The sequence below is a fragment of the Noviherbaspirillum aerium genome, from assembly GCF_008929045.1.
GTDB classification, from domain to species: domain Bacteria; phylum Pseudomonadota; class Gammaproteobacteria; order Burkholderiales; family Burkholderiaceae_D; genus Noviherbaspirillum; species Noviherbaspirillum aerium.
Genome location: NZ_VFAH01000010.1, coordinates 70,184 through 86,432 on the forward strand (window position 1 = coordinate 70,184; position 16,249 = coordinate 86,432).

Here is a 16,249-nt window from a genome sequence, read left to right on the forward strand (position 1 = left end):
ATTCATGAAAGGTCATCCATCGTGAGATCACTGTCGAACGCCGCCGTGCGTTGCCGCGCGGCCGGACTGCTGCTGGCAGCTGTTGCCTGTTGCTTCATGTCGGTTGCCAATGCCGCCGACATCTCGCCCAAGTCGGATTTCGGAGCCGGCGAATTCAGCCTTGGCGGCGACCACGGGCACCAGGCCCGAGTGACGCAGGCCGGCGACGTCAATGAGGCCTTCATACGCCAGCAGGGTAACCGGCACACCGGTGACATCAGCCAGTCGGGCCATGGCAATGGCGTCGAGGTCAGCCAGCAGGGCAGGGACAACCGCCTCTTCTCCCGGCAGGTCGGCGACGGAAACGGCCTCGCCGTGATGCAGGCCGGCCGCAACAATCGGGCCGATGTCACTCAGGCGGGCAATGGCAATGTCGCCGCGGTCGAACAGGCCGGCAATTCCAACGTAGTCAATATCCAGCAGAACCCGCTCAGTCCGCATCTGCTGGTCCAGCAACACGGCAATGGTCTTGCTGCAAAGGTGATCCAGTACTAGGGGCGCTGGATTACGTCATTTTTACCGCCCTTATCCATTTAGGAGAATAACTTGAAAACAAAACTCACTGCTCTCGCGCTCGGCATCAGCCTTGCGTACGCTGCATCGCCCGCTTTCGCTCAAGCCACGATCACTTCCACCGGTTCGGGCAATGATGCCTACATCGAGCAGAACGCATCGTCTTCCGCATCCGCATCGATCAACCAGGCCGGCAACGGCAACCGTGCCGGCGTGCCCGGCGCAACGCCGAGCGACCCCGCTTCCGTGCCGGGCATCCTGCAGAAGAACAGCACTTCCGTGGCTGCCGCAATCAGCCAGTCGGGCAACAGCAATGTCGCCGGCGTCACGCAGGACTCCGCTTCCAACAGCGCGGCAAGCGTCAGCCAGTCCGGCACGGCCAATGAAGCCGCCGCATCGCAGACCGGCAACAACCAGAATGCATCGGTATCCCAGTCCGGCAACATCAACAAGGCATCCGTGACCCAGAGCGGCGCCAACCAGACCGCCACCGTGACGACTTCCAACTCGACCAACGGCCAGGTCACTGTGTTCCAGGCCGATGGCGTCGTGGCAGGCAACACTGCCACCGTGCTGCAGGATGGCGTTACCAACCAGACCGCCACCGTCAACCAGTTCGGCAACGGCCAGACCGCTTCCCTGACACAGAACGCCGGCAGCCGCGAAGGCAGCGCCTCGGTCAACCAGTCCGGCGCCGGCAACACGGCCACCGTGCTGCAGACCAATACCTGGTTCAGCAACGCGTCCGTCACGCAGCAGGATTCCTCCAACACCGCCACCGTGACCCAGGGCGGCCTGGCCGACTACAGCACCGCGACCGTGTTCCAGTCCGGCACAGACCAGACTGCCACCGTCAGCCAGAGCGGCGCGACCTACTTCCCGGGCGGCGCGATCTCCAAGGGGCTGTTCCAGGCAACCGTGAACCAGACTGCCGGTGCCGCCAACAAGGCTGCCGTGACCCAGTCCAACGGCTACCAGAGCACCGCACTGGTGAACCAGAACGGCACCTACAACCAGCAGGCCACCGTCACCCAGACCGGCGACAACCAGAATGCGGTCGTGACCCAGAACAGCGGTTCCAAGGATGGCAGCGCGACCGTGACGCAGTCCGGCAACGGCAGCACCGCCAACGTCCTGCAGACCAACACCTGGTCGAGCACAGCATCGGTAACGCAGTCCGGTTCGGTCCAGACGGCAAGCGTGTCCCAGGGCGGCCTGGCTGACTTCAGCAAGGCTGCCGTCGAGCAGTCTGGCAACAACCAGATCGCCTCCGTGCACCAGAGCGGCGGCACCGTATCCGCCGGCAACGGCGTGGTGCAGGGCCTGTTCGAAGCCACGGTGACCCAGTCCGGCAGCAGCAACATCGCCGGCGTCAGCCAGACCAACGGCTACAAGGATGTGGCATCGGTCACGCAGAACGGCTCGTTCCAGACGGCATCCGTGTTCCAGAACGGCGGCAACAGCAGCAAGGCCGTCATCGCGCAGGATGGCACGCTTAACAGCGCTTCGGTCGCGCAAAACAATGCCTCCAGCTCGCTGGCGAAAATCACCCAGAACGGCAACCACAATGATGCCGCGATCACCCAGGGCGGTTCCCTGCTGACAGCCTCGGTTGCGCAGACAGGCGACTGGAACTATGCGAACATCGCCCAGTCCGGCAACGGCAACCTGGCGAACATCGCTCAGGCTGGCGACGGCACCAGCTACGCTGCACGCAACACTGCGGCGATCCTGCAGACCGGCAACGGCCATGTCGCAGCAATCACGCAGACCGGCAACACCAACCACGCAGCCATCTGGCAGCATTGATCGGATAGCCGCGCAACCGATGTCCGGCGGCGCGGCGCTCTGAACAGCAAAGCGGAGAAGGCGGACAGATGCTGTCCGCCTTTTTTGCATCAGTGACAGGGGGAACTGAATGATGACGATGACTTCCGACGCGGATCTGCAAGTCTGGCTGGATACCCATGCCAACCAGGGGCAGATGCGGATCGTGCCGTATGTGAAAAGCATGAAGGATGTGCTGCTGGAATTCAGGATGCAGGTCGTCCAGCAGGGCCGCGGCGGCAATTCCCGCGTCAGCCAGCAGGGGCAGGTGCGGGTGCCGGCTGAGCAGGCCATGCCGCTGGCGCAGGTGAGTGTCGGCATGACGAACCGGGAAAGCTGCAGCGTGGAGATCAGCTTGCGCAAGGACGGGGTGGATGCGGGGGTGTACCGGTTTGATTGCCCGGAATCTGGCGGCTCTTAGAGAGTTCAGGACTCCGTGTCGCCCGAATAGTGGGAAGGGGAGGTTGACTGTTTTTCAATGATATTGATACTCTTTCAACTTGTTCAATGTTGAGGGCGTAGAAATGGGTTTCACCGACGCAGTCACGACAGCAGTGAAGGAAACGGCTTCCGCTGCCTACAGTAGTGACTGGCGCCGTCCAACCTCTCGTTAAGAGGAGAGATAATGTGAGCCATCAAGTTGAGATCACGCATCTTCATTTCTACATTCGTGACAATTACGACTTCACCAGCGATGCTGAACCGCTTGGGCATTGGGGACGCGATGGCGCCAGCCGTCCGCCAAGCAGCGGCAAAGCTTTTGTCGAAAACAAGAGTTTCAGGGAATGGCGCGCCCGGCACGGCCGCGGCGGGGATTTTGTGGTGTTCTCGGATGTGATGACAAAGCACCTTAAACGACCTCTGGTGATCTTCATCTAGGAGGGGGCATGCGTCGGATACTTGATCTCATCGTTCTATTGCCGACCAGTTTTCTTACGGTGTTCTGCTTTATCGGATACGCAAATGTTGTAGATACGATGAGCATGAAGATGGGGGCATTCTTCATGTACCAAGTCTTCTTCTGGATTGCTTGCACAGGCATAGCGTTGCTGTTTGTCTGTCAGGCGCTGCGCATGTTCGCTGCGCGGCGGATACTGATCATTTCCCTGTTAAGTTGCGTCGGCTTCATACTCTTTTCGGTCGCTGCCTATCCTGCGAATTACGACGACCCACGCGCGCCGCTGGCGTTGTCGCATTCGCCCCGGGAGCTTTATTCCATGTTGGCTGTGATGTTTTTATTGCTTGTGGCCGCCGTGTTCGAGCCGCGATTGCGGAAGGTAACAATAAGGCTCAAGCATTGATGTGTCGTACTGCCCGACAGCTTGAGCGGGTAGGGAAAGCCCGGTATTTGCGTATCGCTTCTCAGAGCGGATTGCAGGTGAATGGTCGGTCGCCTCGGCTTGCCCTGAACGCATGGCCGCGTTGTTCGTCGCTTGTGTGACCCGCCCACGGTGCTCCTCCCGCCTTGCCCTGCATCCCAGGGCAAACCGATTCTTCCATACGCCCACCTGCAATCCGCTCTAGTACTTGGGGAAGTGGTGATGAACAGGAGAAAGGTGCCTGCTCAATCTTTCCAATGACATGACGTGCGAGTTGGAGACGTGAATTGGTATTCGGTAATAAAGACAGGCGGCGTAAACCAAAAAGGCCGCAAGTCATTGATAACGACTTGCGGCCTTGAATTCTGGTGGTGATAGGTGGACTTGAACCACCGACCCCAGCATTATGAGTGCTGTGCTCTAACCAACTGAGCTATATCACCAAGAAGCCCGCAATTATGCTGATATCGATTACTTCTGTCAAGGTGGACGACAGGAAAACATTATCGAGGCGGTTCTTTCCGGTCTGCCAAGGCTTGCCGGGTGAGTTCCAGCAGCTGCCGTCCCGTGCCCGGCGCGATGCAATCCACCACGATCCGGTCGGGCATCGAGCGTAGCCAGGTTAGCTGGCGCTTGGCAAGCTGCCTCGTTGCCGCAATGCCTTTTTCCCTCAGCTCCTCGAAGCCGACCGTGCCATCCAGATATTCCCAGGCCTGGCGGTAGCCCACGCAGCGCATCGAAGGCAGGCCGAGATGCAGGTCGCCACGTGCCCTCAGCCGCCGGACTTCCTCGAGCAGGCCGCCTTCCGCAGCCAGCATGGCATCGAAGCGCGTTGCAATGCGCGCATGCAGCACGCTGCGATCCGAAGGCTCGAGCGACAGCGGCAGCAAGTCGAAGGGCAAATCCTCCCTGGGCGCCCGTGCCAGGAGCTGCGACATCGGCTGACCGGTAAGCGCATGGATTTCCAGCGCGCGCTGGATGCGCTGCGAATCGTTCGGCTTCAGCCGCGCCGCGGTTTCCGGATCGATCGTTGCCAGTCTTGCATGCAGGGCCGGTACGCCCAGGAGGGCGGCTTCTTCGTCAAGCCGTGCGCGCAACTCCGGATCGGCCTGCGGCAAGGCGTCAATGCCGTCGCGCAGCACCTTGAAGTAGAGCATGGTGCCACCGACCAGCAGCGGCAGCTTGCCGCGGGCCGCGATCTCGGCGACCAGCCGCATTGCATCCCGCCTGAATTGCATCACGGAATAGGCATCCGCCGGATCGAGGATGTCGATCAGGTGGTGCGGTGCGGCGGCGCGCTCGGCGGCGGTCGGCTTTGCGGTGCCGATGTCCATGCCGCGATAGACCAGTGCCGAATCGACGGAAATGATCTCGGCCGGAATCTCCCGGGCGATTTCCAGGGCGGCAGCCGTCTTTCCGGAGGCCGTGGGGCCCATGATGGCTACCGCAAGCGGCTTGTTCGCGGACGGCATCATGCGGTTTTCGCCACGCCGGAAGTCATCGCGCGGACCGAAGTGAAGATGAGTGCGCCCAGGGTGCAGACAATGATGGCGAGCGGATAAAGCGTGCCGTCATGGGTGCTGCCGACAATGGTGCCGACCGCAAAGGCGATGGTCATGTAGAGCGCCCCCATCAGGCCGGCCGCCGTGCCGGCCTGCTGCGGGAACGGCGACACGGCGCCCGACTGCGCGATCGGGAAGTTGATGCCGTGCGCCAGCATGGTCAGGAACATGGCGGCAAGCATCAGCGCCCAATGGGCGATGCCGGCGCCGACGGCAGCCAGGAAGAAAATGCCGGTGGCAAGCGACAGCGCGCTGCCGATGCGGAAGGCGCGGCCGGCGCCGATGCGCGGCAGCAGGCGGCGGCACACGATGGTGCCGCTCAGGTAGCCGCTCACGCCGAAGGCGAAGCAGTAGCCGAACCAGGCGGTCGGCACGTTGAGCACCCGGATCAGCACGAACGAGGAACCCGAGATGAAGGCAAAGATGGCGCCGTAGGACAGCGCCCCGGGGAGCGCATGCGCCCAGAACTCGCGGGAGCCGAGCACGATGCGGTAGTTTGCCAGCAGGCCGGCAAGTTCGGTGGCTCGGGGATTGCGGTGCATGTTGGTCTCGGGCAGCCGCCACGCGCTTGCCGCCATCACCAGGGTCGAAAGCAGGCCGAGCGCAACGAAGGCGGCGCGCCAGCCGAATGCGACCTGCAGGTAGGAGCCGAGGATCGGGCCCAGCAGCGGGGCGAGCGACAGCCATGTGCTGGCGGCGGCCACGACGCGGACGCTGTGTTCCGGCGCATAGGCGTCGCGCACGATGGCGCGGGCGATGATGACCGCGGTGCAGCAGCCGAGCGCCTGCAGGAAACGCGCCGCGATCAGCAGTTCGATCGAAGGGGACAACGCGCACAGCGCGCTGGCCAGCATGTACATCAGCAAGCCGCACAGCAGGACCGGGCGCCTGCCGAAACGGTCGGACAGCGGTCCGATGATGAGCTGGGCGCCGCCGAAGCCGATCACGAACAGCGACAGCGTGAGCTGCACCGTCGATGCCGGAACCGCGAACGTGGTTGCGAGGCTGGGCAGCGAGGCGAGGTAAAGGTCGGTCGAGAGCGGCTGCAGCATCATGAAGGCGATGATCAGCGGCATCAGCGGGGCGTGCGCAAACTGCGCCAGCGGTTGAGTGCGGTTGTTCAAGATATTACTGTCCGCGCAGGAAAAGCTTGTCGAGATCGGACAGCGCCAGCTGTATCCAGGTCGGTCGGCCATGGTTGCATTGGTCGGCGCGTTCGGTGGCTTCCATCTGGCGCAGCAGCGCGTTCATTTCCGGCATGGTAAGCGTGCGGTTCGCGCGCACCGCGGTATGGCAGGCCAGGGTGCCGAGCATTTCATTGCGTCTTTCGACCAGCACGCGCGAGCCGCCGAATTCGCGGACGTCGCGCAGCACATCGCGCGCCAGCGACTGCGCATCGGCATTTTTCAGCAGCGCCGGAATGGCGCGCACGGCCAGCGTGGTCGGCGACAGCGCGCTGATGTCAAAGCCCAGGGCCTGCAAGGCTTCCCGGTTTTCCTGCACGGTGCCGACTTCCACCGGGTCCGCATGGAAGCTGACCGGGATCAGCAGGGGCTGAATCTGCAGCGCATCGGCATCCAGCGCATTTTTCAGCTGCTCGTACAGGATGCGTTCATGCGCCGCATGCATGTCGATCAGCACCAGACCCTTTTTGTTCTGCGCAAGAATGTAGATGCCATGCAGCTGCGCGAGGGCGAAGCCGAGCGGGAACTCGTGTTCGGGGAGGGACTGTGCGGGCATGGCGGGCATGGCCGGCTGCTGCGCTGTCCGTTCCTGGTCTTGAGCGCTGTAGGAAGACGCCGTGTCCGGCGCCGCGAACAGTGTAGCCGGGCCGCTTGCCGGTACCCTTTCCGCAGCTGGCGAAGAGGGCGCAAACAGGGCGCCGTAGGCCGCGGTGGACTGCGCCACGCCGCCGCCGGACGCGAAAGGCATGCTGAACTCGGTCTGCTTCTGTTCCCGCAGCCACGGCAGCACGCCGGTGGTCGCCGTCACCGGCGCCGGGGCGGCGCCGTGGGACGTGGCCGAGGTTTGCGCGAGCGCCCTGCTGACGGCATGGAAGATGAACTGATGCACCGCGCGGCCGTCGCGGAAGCGGACTTCGATTTTCGACGGATGCACATTGACGTCCACCAGCGCCGGATCGAGCTCCAGGCTGAGCACATAGCTGGGATAGCGGTCGCCGTGCAACACGTCTTGATAAGCGGCGCGCACCGCATGGGCGAGCAGCTTGTCGCGCACGAAGCGGCCGTTGACATAGAAATACTGGCTGTCCGCCCGCGCCTTAGAGGCGGTCGGCAGGCCGACGAAGCCGTGCAGGCGCAACTGGCCCGAATTCTCGTCGAGCGGCAGGCGGGCGGTGGCGAATTCCCCGCCCAGGATCATGGCGCTGCGCTTCTCGATCTCGCTGACGTTCCAGTGGTCGACCGTCTTGCCGTTGTGCGAGAGGGAAAAGGCAACGTCGGGACGCGACAGGGCGATGCGGCGGACCACTTCGGCGCAATGGCCGTATTCGGTCTGGTCCGATTTCAGGAATTTGCGGCGCGCGGGCGTGTTGTAGTAGAGGTCCCGCACGTCGACCGTGGTGCCGAGCGCTCCGGAGGAGGGTGTTACCTGGCCGTTCTGGCTGCCGGAGATTTCCCACGCATGGGGGGCGTCGGCCGTGCGCGAGGTCAGCGTGACCTGAGCCACCGAGGCGATCGATGCCAGCGCTTCACCGCGAAAGCCGAGCGTGCCGACATGTTCGAGGTCGTCCAGGGAGGCGATCTTCGATGTCGCATGCCTGGCCAGCGCCAGCGGCATCTGGTCCGGCGGAATACCGCGCCCGTTGTCGGTGATGACGATGCGTTTGACGCCGCCTTCCTCGAGCCGTATGGTGATCTGGCTGGCGCCGGCATCGAGCGCGTTCTCCAGCAATTCCTTGACGACGGCAGCGGGACGGTCGACCACCTCGCCGGCGGCGATCTGGGAAATCAGCTGGTCGGGAAGTGCCTGGATGGGACGGGGCGGAGTATGCGGGGCATTCATTGCGAAATTATACCGTCGCACCTGATTGCTTTCCCGGAGCGCGTCCCGGGCGGCCGGCTTTCCCCGCTGCAATCAATTCACGGGCAGGGAAAGCGGTGTTGGCAAGGTGCCAAGGCCTTGGCCTCAGCCCCGGTTTCAGGCGGCGATTTCGTCCATCAGGCCGAGTTCGGCGCTGGACATGAGCTTGTCGATGTCGACCAGGATAAGCATGCGCTCATCAATGGTGCCCAGGCCGATCAGGTGATCGGTATTCAGGGCGGTACCCATTTCCGGGGCGGGCTTGACCTGTTCCGGCGACAGGGTAATGACATCCGATACGCTGTCGACCACCATGCCCATCACCCGGCCTGCGATGTTGAGGATGATGACGACGGTGAACTGGTCATAGGTCGGCGTGCCGAGGTTGAACTTGATGCGCATGTCGATGATCGGCACGATGATGCCGCGCAGGTTGACCACGCCCTTGATGAACGCCGGCGCATTGGCGATGCGGGTCGGCGCTTCGTATCCACGCAATTCCTGTACTTTGAGAATATGGATGCCGTACTCTTCCTTGCCCAGGGTGAAGGCCAGGAACTCATGCGCCGAGATGTCGGTCTGGCTGGATACCGCGGTGGTGGCTTGCATCATGGTCGATCCTTATCTGGGGATGCATCGCAAACATGGCGACGGGGCATTTCAGTGGCCTGTTTAATTGCCTTACTGCAATAAAGAGTAGCAGATTTGCAGGGGGATAGCGACTGTTTTGATGCGCCGGGAAACCGCCACGGCATTGGCCCCGAGCGGCCGGCGGACCGCGCCATGCGGGAGGCCGCAGCCCGGGAAGGCGTTGATGAAACTGAAATCGATGCCGCCCGAATGCAGGTCTGATTCTCCGCATTCGGGCGTGCCGCAGTCTCAAGTCATGCGGTTCTTGGCCAAGGGCGGATTGCGGGCGAAATACTTCTGGATGCCGCGCAGCACGGCGTTCGCCATCTGGTCCTGGTAGCTGTCGTCAGTCAGCTTGGCTTCTTCTTCAGGATTGGAGATGAAGGCGGTTTCGATCAGGATGCTGGGAATGTCGGGTGCCTTCAGCACGGCGAAACCGGCCTGTTCCACCGCCGGCTTGTGCAGCCGGTTGATGCCGCCGATTTCGGTCAGGACCGCCTTGCCCAGCTTGAGGCTGTCGTTGATCTGCGCGGTGGTCGACAGATCGAGCAGCACGCTGGCGAGCTGGCGGTCATGCGACTTGATATTGACGCCGCCGATCAGGTCGGCCGAATTTTCCTTGTTCGCCAGCCAGCGGGCGGCAGTGGAGGAGGCGCCCTTTTCGGAGAGCACGAAGACGGAGGAGCCGCGCGCCGTCGCTTCGACCCAGGCATCGGCATGAATCGAGACGAACAGGTCGGCCTGCACCTTGCGTGCCTTCTGCACCCGGGTGTGTAGCGGGACGAAGAAATCGCCGTCGCGCGTGAGCATGACCCGCATGTTGGGCTGGCCCTCGATCTTGGCCTTCAGGCGCTTGGCGATTTCCAGCACCACGTCCTTTTCCCTGCTGCCGCTGCGGCCGATGGCGCCGGGATCCTCGCCGCCATGGCCGGGATCGAGGGCGATGGTGATCATGCGGGTCAGCGTGGCGGGCCTGGGCGCATCTTCCTTGGGCTCCGGCTTCTGCGTCCGCGCCTCCGTCTGGGCCTGCGCCGGCGGGACGGCGGGCGGCGTCACGGAAGTAACAGGCGGCACCCCCGGCATCGGCGGCAAAGGCTTGACGTCAGGCTTGGCTTCGGCCAGCGGCGGCAGGGAATCCGACGGCTTGTCGCGCGACCATTCGCCCTTGTTGATCAGGGCGGCGATCGGATCGACGGGATTGACCGGGTAGAGATCGAAGATCAGCCGATGCTTGTATTCACCGACCGGCGCCAGCGTGAAGACTTGGGGATTGACTTCTTCCTTCAGATCGAACACCAGGCGCACCACGTTCGGCCGGTTCTGGCCGACGCGCACCTGCTTGATGTACGGATCATTCGGCTGGATCTTGGCGACCAGCTGCTTGAGGGTCGGATTGAGTTCCAATCCTTCGATATCCACCACCAGCCGCTCCGGATCCTTGACGATGAAGTGGCTGGTCTTCAGATTGGTGTCGTTCTCCAGCGTGACGCGGGTATAGTCCTCGGCCGGCCAGACGCGCACCGCCATGATCTGGGCGGCGCGGGCGGGCAGGGCCGTGAAGACGGAGAGGAAAAGGGTGCCGCCGGCTTTCAGAATGGCGCGGCGGCGTCTGGACTTCGCAGGGGAAGTTACAAGTTGGGTGCAAATTTCAGACGATCGAGACATTGAGTACCCTGGACGGACAAGGCCTCACATTTTATATCACGACCATTCCCGGAAATGCCCAAATGCATGTTGATGTCTGGAGCGGGCAACACTCCTTCGGCCTTTTCCGGCCATTCAATGATGCAGATCGTGTCGGCGCCAAAGTATTCGCGAAAGCCGGCATCGAGAAATTCCTCCGGACTGGCGAGGCGGTACAGGTCGAAATGAATCACTTCCACCGGCCGTCCGCCGATCTGCACCGTATAGGGTTCGGCCAGCGTGTACGTTGGGCTCTTGACATGGCCGGCATGGCCGGCGGCCTGCAGCATGGCGCGGGTCAACGCGGTCTTGCCGGCGCCGAGATCGCCATGCAGGTAGATGGTGAGCCCGGGCGCCAGCGCCTGCGCAAAGGCCCTGCCCAGTGCGGCGGTGCCGGCTTCGTCATGCAAATGAGTCTGAAAGTGCTGCATCTCGTAAAATGGCTTCTTTTATGGTGCTGGAAAACGGTGCCCGAACGCCACCCTGTTTCCCCTGCCGCCCGCGCATCATGCCGGACGGGATGGGAAACGCCCTTGTCATGACAGTTTCCGATAACAATTTGACCACGCTCGCCCTTGCCATCAAAGCATGGGGGCGCGAACTCGGCTTTGCGGAAATCGGCATTGCCGATATCGATCTGTCACGGCATGAGGCCGGATTGCAGGCCTGGCTGGACGCCGGGCATCACGGCGAGATGGATTATATGGCAGCGCACGGGATGAAGCGCGCGCGTCCGGCGGAACTGGTTCCGGGCACCATCCGCGTCATCACGGCGCGCATGAATTATCTGCCCGGCGATGCCGAGGATGCCGGCAACGACCGGGACGGCTGGCGGGAGCGGGAAGAGGCGCGCGCGGCCGACCCGAATGCCGCGGTCATTTCCGTCTATGCGCGCGGACGCGATTATCACAAGGTCTTGCGCGCCAGGCTGCAACAGTTGGCCGAACGCATCCGCGGCGAAGTCGGCGACTTCGGGTACCGGGTATTCACCGATTCGGCGCCGGTGATGGAAGTGGCGCTGGCGGAAAAGTCGGGCATCGGCTGGCGCGGCAAGCATACGCTGCTGCTCAACCGCGAGGCCGGGTCGATGTTCTTTCTCGGCGAGCTCTTCACCGACCTGCCGCTGCCGGTGGATGCGCCGGCAAGCGGACATTGCGGACAATGCCATGCCTGCATCGACAGCTGCCCGACGCAGGCGATTCTCGGCCCCTACCGGCTCGATGCGCGGCGCTGCATTTCCTATCTCACCATTGAACTCAAGGGCAGCATTCCCGTCGATCTGCGCCCGCTGATCGGCAACCGCGTCTACGGCTGCGATGAATGCCAGCTGGTCTGTCCCTGGAACAAGTTCGCGCAACGCTCCACGCTGGCGGACTTCGATGTGCGCAACGGGCTCGATGCATCGAGCCTGACCGACTTGTTCGCCTGGAGCGAGGACGACTTCAATCGCCGGCTGGAAGGCAGCCCGATCCGCCGCATCGGCCATGAGCGCTGGCTGCGCAATCTCGCGGTCGGTCTCGGCAACGCATTGCGAAGCCTGCGCGGCGCTCCGGAGGCGGGGCCGCTGATCGCCGCGCTAAAAGCGCGCGAGGATGATCCGTCTGAACTGGTGCGCGAGCATGTGGCCTGGGCGCTTGCTCAGGCAAGCGAATAAACAGCGAGGATTCATCGCGCCAGCCCGAGCCAGACCGGCAGGGTCAGCGCCGACAATACCGTGCCGCCGGATATCAGGAATGCCACGAAGGGCCCGTTGCCGCCCATGCGCGCGGCCAGCACATAGGCGCTTGATGCGGTAGGCAGGGCGGCAAAGACCACCACCAGCTGCAGCTGCAGCGGCGCCAGCTCCATCCAGCGCCCGAGCAGCAGCGCCACCGCCGGCAGCGCCAGCAGCTTGACCGCCGTGAAATACACGGCCATGCCCTTGGCTTCACTGACGCCGGACAGGCGCAGGCCGGCGCCGACCGCGATCAGGCCGAGGGCGATCGATGCATTGGCCATGCGCGACAGGGTGGCGCCGACGACTTCGGGCAGCTGCAGGCCGGCGAGGTTGAAGGCCATGCCGCTGGCGGTCGCCACCAGCAGCGGATTCTTGGCCATCTCGCGCAACAGGCCGCCGCCTTTCTGCACCAGCGCATGCACCGCTGCCATGTTGCAGAGCGGGACGCCGAAGCCGATGATCAATGCCATCATCGACGTGCCCTGTTCGCCGGCGAGGCGCGAGGCGATCGCCAGCGCAATATAGGAATTGAAGCGGAAGGCGGTCTGCACGCCCGACTCGAACATCATCGGCGGGACATTGAACAGCGGTTTGGCCGCCCAGCCCAGGGCAATGCCGGCGGCGATCGTCAGCAGCGCCACCTTTAGCATGGTCCCGGTGGCGGCGAAGTCGAATGCGGTGCGGGCGGTGGAATAGAACAGCAGGGCGGGGAACAGGAAGTAATAGATCAGCTTTTCCAGCCCGCTCCAGAACGGCGTGCCCCAGTCGGTATAGCGCATCAGCAGGAAACCGAACAGGATCAGCGCGAAATCGGGAAACAGGATGGTGATGATCGACATGGAAGAGCAGGGAGCGGGCAAGGCCGGGAAAGCTGACAAAGCGCAATGTTACAGAGGATCGGCCGGCGATGCCCGACAACATGTCTCCCGCTGCGTCCCGCCGTCGCGCAGCGGTCTGCCGGACGGGGCCGACAACCTACTTGAGCAGGCGCGCCAGTTCCACCGCGGTTTTCACGTTCATCTTGTCGAAGATATGGGCGCGATGCACTTCCACCGTCCGCATGCTGATGCCGAGTTCGTCGGCGATGACCTTGTTCATCTTGCCGGACAGGATAAGGTCGAGCACTTCCCGTTCGCGCGCCGACAGCGTGGCCAGGCGCTCGTGCACCTGCGCGCTGGCGCTGGCCTCGCGCGATGCCGCAAGGGCTTCCTCGACGCGATCCATCAGCTTGTTGTCGTTGAACGGCTTTTCGAAGAAGTCGAAGGCGCCGCGCTTGAGGGTATCGACCGCCATCGGCACGTCGCCATGGCCGGTCAGGAAGATCACGGGAATGCGCCGTGTCAGGCCGCGCGCGGCGAGGGTATCGAACAGCGTCGAGCCGCTCATGTCCGGCATGCGCACATCGAGCAGGATGCATTCGCCCGCGGGGTCGAAACCCGCGGCATTGTCGAGAGCCGCCAGGAAGGCGGCGCCGCTGTCATATGCCGCCGCGCCGATTGCCCGCGACTGCGCAAGCCAGGTCAGGGAGTCGCGGATCACTTCTTCATCATCGACAATATGCAGCATTCAGTCTCCTCTGGCTTTCAATTTCCGCCGAAGACACTGCCGTGCAATCGGACATATGCGGACCTGTTCGGACATGCGGTTTGCCGGATGCCGCTGGCTACCCGGCAAGCTCAGGTTTCACGGATTATCGCCGAATCTCCGTCGACTGGCATCCCTTCTGCCAGCATGGGCAGCGTGAAGCGGAAAATCGTGCCGCCTTCCGGATTGTCCGAGTGAATCAGCTTCCCGCCGTGGAACTCCACTGCGGTTCGGCAGATATTGAGCCCCATGCCCATGCCTTCGGCCTTGGTGGAAAAGAAGGGGGAGAACAGCCGTTCCGCGACTTCTGCGGGGATGCCGTGGCCGTTGTCGATGACGGCGATTTCCACGTTCTGGCCGGAACCCGGCTCGTCCGTGGTGCGGGCCGCGACCCGGCGCGCGACGATGCGCAGGATGCGGCGTTCGGGCGCAATGCCCTGCATCGCTTCGATCGCATTGCGCGTCAGGTTGAGCAGCACCTGCTCCAGCAGTACCCGGTCGGCCAGCACCGGCGGCAGATCCTCGTCGATCTCCGTGCGCACCGACACGAAGAACTGCCGCGCCTGCAACTCGATCAGCGGCATGACATTGTCGATCAGCATGGCGACCGTGGTCGGTTCCCGGCTGGGTTCCCGCCGCTTGACGAAGGTATGCACGCTGCGAATGATCTGGCCGGCCCGCTGTGCCTGGGTGCCGGCTTTCTCGAGTGCCGGCTTGAGCAGATCGAGATTGAGCTTGCCGGGGTTTTCCGCATTCTTCTCGATCATGTTCAGCGCGCCGGTGGTATAGCTGGAGATGGCGGCCAGCGGCTGGTTGAGTTCATGGGCCAGGGTGGAGGCGATTTCACCCATGGTGGCCAGCCGTGCGCTGGCCTGCAGCTTTTCCTGCTGGCGCCGGTTCAGGTCTTCGGCCTGCTTGCGGTCGGAGATGTCCAGAATCGACCCCATCCAGCCGGTCTGCTTGCCGCTGTCGTCCACCAGCGGCGATTCGAAGATCAGCACCGGAAAGCGTTCGCCGTTGGCGCGCAGGAAGATGGTCTCGAACTGCGGCGTCACCGTGCCGGCCAGCACCTGGGTAAAGCGCTGGTTGTATTCATTCATCGCCTCCGGCGCCCAGTAGGGCATGGGCGGCGCCTTGCCGATCAGTTCTTCCGCCGGGATGCCGACCATGCGGCAGAACGAGGGGTTGACATAGGTGATCCGGCCGGTAAGGTCGCGTGCGCGCAGGCCGGTCATCAGCGAATTTTCCATCGCGGTTCGGAAAGCGACCTGCTGCCGCAGCGCACCTTCGGCCGCCAGGCGGCGGTTGATGTCGCGCCACAATGCGCCAAGACTCCACAGCAGGCCGAGCGACAGCGCGATCACGGAACCGACCAGCAGGCTTGGCAGCAGCTTGGGCTCTCCCTTGACGCTGTTGGTGCGCAGGGTGAGGCTGACGCCTGGCAGATCAAGAGCGCGCCGGTGCGTATACACATTGCGGCCAGGACCTCCGGCGGCCCGCCGGTCGATCACGGTGTCGTCCTGGTCGGTGAGCAGGATCTCATTATCCTGGGCGAACCACCACGGCACCATTTCGCTGAGAATGCTGGAAATCGAATAGCTCGCCGTCAGCATGCCGGCATAGGTGTCGCCGGAATAGAGCGGCACGTGGTAATCGAGCGTCACCGGCGTCGCCAGGTCCGGCAGCGCCGCCGGTTGGGCATACAGCGGCGTTTTCGACTTGCGCGCGCGTTCCGCCGTGGCGAGCGAGTTGGCCGGCAGTTCCTGCAGCCGTATCGACATGTCGTCCGAAGACATGACCGGTGCGCCCTGGGCGTTGAACTGCACGATGCGGACCAGTTCGCCGTTGGCGCGCACCATGGTGACCAGCCGATCGCGCAGGCGTTTTTCCGCCCCGTAGCCGGAGGCGATTTCATTGGCGATCAGGCGCAGGTTTTCTTCGTGCCGGCCGAGCTGGAAGCGTATGGTCTGTTCCACCCATAGCGTATCGGCGATAAGCTGTTCCTGCCGCTCGCTCGATTCCATGCGCTGCGTCTGCCAAGGCAGCCATAGCAGCGTGGACAGGAAAAGCAGCACCAGCAGCACGGGCAGCACCCAGCGCCAGCCCTGGCGCCGGGTGGGCAGCGTGAAATTGAAATTCTGGCGGAATGGTTTGGGAATCATGATGTAGGCGGAGCGCGGCTCACAAACATTGTAAGGCGACATCGGCCCGATCGTGCAATTATGGTACTGCGGGCAACTTGCATGAATCGCATGGTTTGCGCCACTTGCCGGCGGCAGCGGCTCTTGTGGTTAACCACACTTGCAAGATGTACATCGCTTGGTGAAAATTCC

General features: G+C 63.1%; 15 protein-coding genes and 1 tRNA gene. 6 read left to right on the forward strand and 10 right to left on the reverse strand.

Going from position 1 to position 16,249, the window contains the following annotated elements:
• The first annotated feature begins 21 nt into the window (after positions 1 to 21).
• The 5 genes from FH061_RS15800 (at position 22) to FH061_RS15820 (ending at position 3,680) form a co-directional block, all read left to right on the forward strand.
• Positions 22 to 534 carry a hypothetical protein gene (locus FH061_RS15800; protein ID WP_151636801.1) on the forward strand — a complete coding sequence of 171 codons (513 nt, stop codon included), beginning with the start codon at positions 22 to 24 and terminating at the stop codon, positions 532 to 534.
• A gap of 51 nt (positions 535 to 585) precedes the next feature.
• On the forward strand, positions 586 to 2,361 hold the full coding sequence (locus FH061_RS15805; RefSeq protein ID WP_151636802.1) for a beta strand repeat-containing protein: 1,776 nt from the start codon (positions 586 to 588) through the stop codon (positions 2,359 to 2,361).
• 109 nt (positions 2,362 to 2,470) lie between these two features.
• Positions 2,471 to 2,800, forward strand: a complete 330-nt coding sequence (gene csgH / locus FH061_RS15810) for a curli-like amyloid fiber formation chaperone CsgH (RefSeq protein WP_151636803.1) — start codon at positions 2,471 to 2,473, stop codon at positions 2,798 to 2,800.
• Positions 2,801 to 2,964: 164 nt separating this feature from the next.
• The gene (locus FH061_RS15815; protein ID WP_225984695.1) at positions 2,965 to 3,258 is read left to right on the forward strand and encodes a DUF6402 family protein; all 294 of its coding nucleotides are present in this window, start codon (positions 2,965 to 2,967) and stop codon (positions 3,256 to 3,258) included.
• An 8-nt stretch (positions 3,259 to 3,266) separates the two neighbouring features.
• Positions 3,267 to 3,680 carry a hypothetical protein gene (locus FH061_RS15820; protein WP_151636805.1) on the forward strand — a complete coding sequence of 138 codons (414 nt, stop codon included), beginning with the start codon at positions 3,267 to 3,269 and terminating at the stop codon, positions 3,678 to 3,680.
• A 384-nt stretch (positions 3,681 to 4,064) separates the two neighbouring features.
• Here the strand turns inward: FH061_RS15820 and FH061_RS15825 are convergent.
• From FH061_RS15825 to tsaE, 7 genes are all read right to left on the reverse strand, one after another.
• Positions 4,065 to 4,141: transfer RNA gene (locus FH061_RS15825), tRNA-Met, on the reverse strand.
• 60 nt (positions 4,142 to 4,201) lie between these two features.
• Complete coding sequence (gene miaA / locus FH061_RS15830) at positions 4,202 to 5,173, reverse strand: tRNA (adenosine(37)-N6)-dimethylallyltransferase MiaA (protein WP_404822477.1); 972 nt, start codon at positions 5,171 to 5,173, stop codon at positions 4,202 to 4,204.
• Entirely contained in the window at positions 5,170 to 6,384 is a 1,215-nt protein-coding gene (locus FH061_RS15835) for a multidrug effflux MFS transporter (RefSeq protein WP_192805089.1), read from the reverse strand. The genes miaA and FH061_RS15835 overlap by 4 nt, the downstream gene beginning before the upstream one ends.
• Positions 6,385 to 6,388: 4 nt before the next feature.
• Positions 6,389 to 8,284 (reverse strand): DNA mismatch repair endonuclease MutL, encoded by a 1,896-nt coding sequence (gene mutL, locus FH061_RS15840; RefSeq protein ID WP_151636807.1) that lies wholly within the window; start codon positions 8,282 to 8,284, stop codon positions 6,389 to 6,391.
• 135 nt (positions 8,285 to 8,419) lie between these two features.
• Positions 8,420 to 8,911, reverse strand: coding sequence for a chemotaxis protein CheW (locus FH061_RS15845; RefSeq protein ID WP_192805103.1), 492 nt, complete (start codon positions 8,909 to 8,911; stop codon positions 8,420 to 8,422).
• 270 nt (positions 8,912 to 9,181) lie between these two features.
• Positions 9,182 to 10,597 carry an N-acetylmuramoyl-L-alanine amidase gene (locus FH061_RS15850; RefSeq protein ID WP_151636809.1) on the reverse strand — a complete coding sequence of 472 codons (1,416 nt, stop codon included), beginning with the start codon at positions 10,595 to 10,597 and terminating at the stop codon, positions 9,182 to 9,184.
• Positions 10,561 to 11,046, reverse strand: coding sequence for a tRNA (adenosine(37)-N6)-threonylcarbamoyltransferase complex ATPase subunit type 1 TsaE (gene tsaE / locus FH061_RS15855; protein WP_151636810.1), 486 nt, complete (start codon positions 11,044 to 11,046; stop codon positions 10,561 to 10,563). Before tsaE ends, FH061_RS15850 begins: the two co-directional genes overlap by 37 nt.
• Positions 11,047 to 11,153: 107 nt before the next feature.
• On the opposite strand from tsaE, the gene queG reads away from it, so the two are divergent.
• Positions 11,154 to 12,269: a tRNA epoxyqueuosine(34) reductase QueG gene (queG, locus tag FH061_RS15860; RefSeq protein WP_151636811.1), complete on the forward strand. Its 1,116-nt coding sequence runs from the start codon at positions 11,154 to 11,156 to the stop codon at positions 12,267 to 12,269.
• Between the two features lie 11 nt (positions 12,270 to 12,280).
• On the opposite strand, the gene FH061_RS15865 is transcribed toward queG, so the two are convergent.
• From FH061_RS15865 to FH061_RS15875, 3 genes are all read right to left on the reverse strand, one after another.
• On the reverse strand, positions 12,281 to 13,171 hold the full coding sequence (locus FH061_RS15865) for an AEC family transporter (RefSeq protein ID WP_151636812.1): 891 nt from the start codon (positions 13,169 to 13,171) through the stop codon (positions 12,281 to 12,283).
• 136 nt (positions 13,172 to 13,307) lie between these two features.
• Positions 13,308 to 13,898: a response regulator transcription factor gene (locus FH061_RS15870; protein WP_151636813.1), complete on the reverse strand. Its 591-nt coding sequence runs from the start codon at positions 13,896 to 13,898 to the stop codon at positions 13,308 to 13,310.
• A 110-nt stretch (positions 13,899 to 14,008) separates the two neighbouring features.
• Positions 14,009 to 16,078, reverse strand: coding sequence for a sensor histidine kinase (locus tag FH061_RS15875; protein ID WP_151636814.1), 2,070 nt, complete (start codon positions 16,076 to 16,078; stop codon positions 14,009 to 14,011).
• Positions 16,079 to 16,249: the final 171 nt, after the last annotated feature.

Bases quoted from the DNA above. Each gene is read 5' to 3' on its own strand.
- csgH (WP_151636803.1), top strand. From the start codon at position 2,471: ATGATGACGATGACTTCCGACGCGGATCTGCAAGTCTGGCTGGATACC.
- FH061_RS15820 (WP_151636805.1), top strand. From the start codon at position 3,267: ATGCGTCGGATACTTGATCTCATCGTTCTATTGCCGACCAGTTTTCTT.
- miaA (WP_404822477.1), bottom strand. From the start codon at position 5,173: ATGATGCCGTCCGCGAACAAGCCGCTTGCGGTAGCCATCATGGGCCCC.
- mutL (WP_151636807.1), bottom strand. From the start codon at position 8,284: ATGAATGCCCCGCATACTCCGCCCCGTCCCATCCAGGCACTTCCCGAC.
- FH061_RS15845 (WP_192805103.1), bottom strand. From the start codon at position 8,911: ATGCAAGCCACCACCGCGGTATCCAGCCAGACCGACATCTCGGCGCAT.
- FH061_RS15850 (WP_151636809.1), bottom strand. From the start codon at position 10,597: ATGTCTCGATCGTCTGAAATTTGCACCCAACTTGTAACTTCCCCTGCG.
- tsaE (WP_151636810.1), bottom strand. From the start codon at position 11,046: ATGCAGCACTTTCAGACTCATTTGCATGACGAAGCCGGCACCGCCGCA.
- queG (WP_151636811.1), top strand. From the start codon at position 11,154: ATGACAGTTTCCGATAACAATTTGACCACGCTCGCCCTTGCCATCAAA.
- FH061_RS15865 (WP_151636812.1), bottom strand. From the start codon at position 13,171: ATGTCGATCATCACCATCCTGTTTCCCGATTTCGCGCTGATCCTGTTC.
- FH061_RS15870 (WP_151636813.1), bottom strand. From the start codon at position 13,898: ATGCTGCATATTGTCGATGATGAAGAAGTGATCCGCGACTCCCTGACC.
- FH061_RS15875 (WP_151636814.1), bottom strand. From the start codon at position 16,078: ATGATTCCCAAACCATTCCGCCAGAATTTCAATTTCACGCTGCCCACC.